Origin of the sequence: Microcystis sp. M53598_WE2, from assembly GCF_030067735.1 — a bacterium.
Taxonomy (GTDB): Bacteria; Cyanobacteriota; Cyanobacteriia; order Cyanobacteriales; family Microcystaceae; genus Microcystis; species Microcystis aeruginosa.
This window is the reverse complement of sequence record NZ_JASJFE010001069.1, coordinates 1-2,624: the sequence shown is the minus strand read 5'-3', so window position 1 is coordinate 2,624 and position 2,624 is coordinate 1. Positions and strand designations below refer to the sequence as shown.

General features: G+C 48.8%; 2 protein-coding genes. Both read left to right on the top strand.

Going from position 1 to position 2,624, the window contains the following annotated elements:
* Positions 1-299: 299 nt before the first annotated feature.
* The gene (gene glyA, locus PX636_RS21820; protein WP_002797075.1) at positions 300-1,583 is read left to right on the top strand and encodes a serine hydroxymethyltransferase; all 1,284 of its coding nucleotides are present in this window, start codon (positions 300-302) and stop codon (positions 1,581-1,583) included.
* A gap of 78 nt (positions 1,584-1,661) precedes the next feature.
* Positions 1,662-2,624: glycosyltransferase family 4 protein (locus PX636_RS21815; protein ID WP_288118858.1), on the top strand; the 963-nt coding region annotated here is incomplete at its 3' end.

The window sequence follows — 2,624 nt, the reverse complement described above, 5'->3', positions numbered from 1 at the left end:
TGGATTTTAGGTTCGATCCCCCCTGCCCCCCTTGATAAGGGGGGTGCCGATCCCCCCTTAGTCCCCCCTTTAATCCCCCCTTAATAAGGGGGGCATCTGATAATTTTTAACGCCTACCTACTTACTATCACTTATTGACTAAAAATGAATATTTTACCGCTAACAGTTGACAATTGATGAGCGATCCCGAAGAGAAGCAATTAAGCTCCCTGGTGTGTCGGAAGATTAGAGATTGTGCCAAAATGGAGAAAGTGACCCAATGATTACAGGTAAATTGTTAAAGAAAGGATCGAGTAACCGTGACTGATACGAACTTAGATATACTATCCCTGACGGATCCAGCGATCGCAGGGATTCTGCAAAAAGAACTACAACGTCAAAGAGATCACCTAGAATTAATCGCTAGTGAAAACTTTACCTCCGCTGCCGTCATGGCCGCCCAGGGTTCGGTTTTAACCAACAAATACGCGGAAGGACTGCCCAAAAAACGCTACTATGGCGGTTGCGAATACATTGACGAAGCGGAACAATTAGCGATCGATCGGGTTAAACGACTATTTGGGGCAAACCACGCTAACGTACAACCCCACTCCGGCGCCCAAGCTAATTTCGCCGTTTTCCTGACCCTCTTGCAGCCCGGCGATACGATTATGGGTATGGATCTCTCCCACGGGGGTCATCTTACCCACGGTTCCCCCGTTAACGTTTCTGGGAAATGGTTCCGAGTAGTACAGTACGGAGTAAGTCCCGAAAGCGAACGCCTGGACTACGATCTCATCCTTGACATCGCCCGCAAGGAAAAACCCAAACTAATTATCTGCGGTTATTCTGCCTACTCGCGCCAGATTGATTTCGAGAAATTCCGCGCCATCGCTGACGAAGTGGGGGCCTATCTGATGGCAGATATCGCCCATATTGCCGGTTTAGTGGCTACTGGTCATCATCCTAACCCCCTACCCCACTGTGATGTGGTCACCACCACCACTCACAAAACCCTGCGCGGTCCTAGGGGGGGGTTAATTATGACCAAAGACGAGGAATTAGGTAAAAAATTCGATAAATCCGTCTTCCCCGGTACCCAAGGCGGGCCCCTAGAACACGTGGTCGCGGCGAAAGCGGTGGCTTTTGGGGAAGCATTGAAACCAGAGTTTAAAATCTATTCGGGCCAAGTAATCGCTAATGCCCAAGCTTTGGCCGGTCAGTTGAAAGCTAGAGGGATTAAAATTGTCACCGATGGTACGGATAATCACTTGATGTTACTCGATTTAAGATCCGTGGGCATGACCGGGAAAGAAGCCGATCGCTTGGTGAGTACTATCAATATTACCGCTAATAAAAACACTGTTCCCTTCGATCCCGAGTCTCCCTTTGTCACCAGTGGTCTGCGCTTGGGTTCCCCGGCTATGACCACCAGAGGACTAGGAGAAACGGAATTTATCGAGATTGGCAACATTATCGCCGATATTCTCCTTAATCCAGGTGATGAAGCCCTGAGAACTGCTTGCCGTCAACGGGTAGCCAAACTCTGTGAAAGCTTCCCCCTCTATCCCCATCTCCATATTTCCGTCCCCGCCTTGGCCTAAAAAGAGAGATAATAAAAACTCATAATTGGCGATTGTTCTTTGGTCGTCAATTGTGAATTAAATCGCCCCCCAATTCCCATGTCCGGAGATTTATACTATCTAATTGCTTTTCTGATCGCCCATACAGTGGTACTTTGGAGTACCCCCCTCGTCAAAACCGTCGGACTGAAAAGCGGTTACGTCGATAAACCCAACGAAAGGAAGGTCCATGAAAAGCCTATGGTTCGACTGGGGGGAGTTTCGATTTTTGTCGGCGCTTTAACTGCCCTCCTGATCGTTTGGTGGTTGGGAGGGTTTGCCGGTTTAAACAGCGATCGAGAATGGGAAGTGTGGGGCGTAACCCTAGGCGGCTTGGGCTTTTTTCTCATCGGTCTAGCGGATGATCTTTTTAATCTTTCCCCCCTCAATCGTCTGGTAATGCAGTTTAGCGTCGCTTTTCTAGCTTGGCAAGCTGGGGTGAGGATCGATTTCCTCTCTATTCCCTTCGGCGATTTATTACAAATTCATTGGCTAAGTTTGCCAGTTACTCTCCTCTGGTTAGTGGGGATGGCTAACGCAATTAACTGGATTGACGGTTTAGATGGATTAGCGGCGGGAGTTTCCGGTATATCTGCCGTGGTGATTTTGATTGTAACTTTGGTGATGGGACAACCGGCCGCCGCTATTATCGCCGCTGCTTTAGCGGGTGGGGCCCTGGGTTTTCTGCGTTACAATTTTAACCCCGCTCAAATTTTTATGGGGGATGGTGGGGCCTATTTTATGGGTTTTACCCTCGCGGGTGTGGCGGTGATTGGATTGGCTAAAACTACTGCTGTGACTACTGTTGCCGTTACCGCCGTCCTATTACCCTATCTCATCCTCGCGGTTCCTCTCCTCGATATGTCAACGGTGATTATTTCCCGTCTCAAACGCGGAAAATCCCCTTTTGTGGCTGATAAACGTCATTTACACCATCGTTTACTAAAAGCGGGTATCTCTCACCGTCTGACAGTATTATTTATCTACGCCCTAACTCTCTGGGTGGGCAGTTTAGCCCTCGGT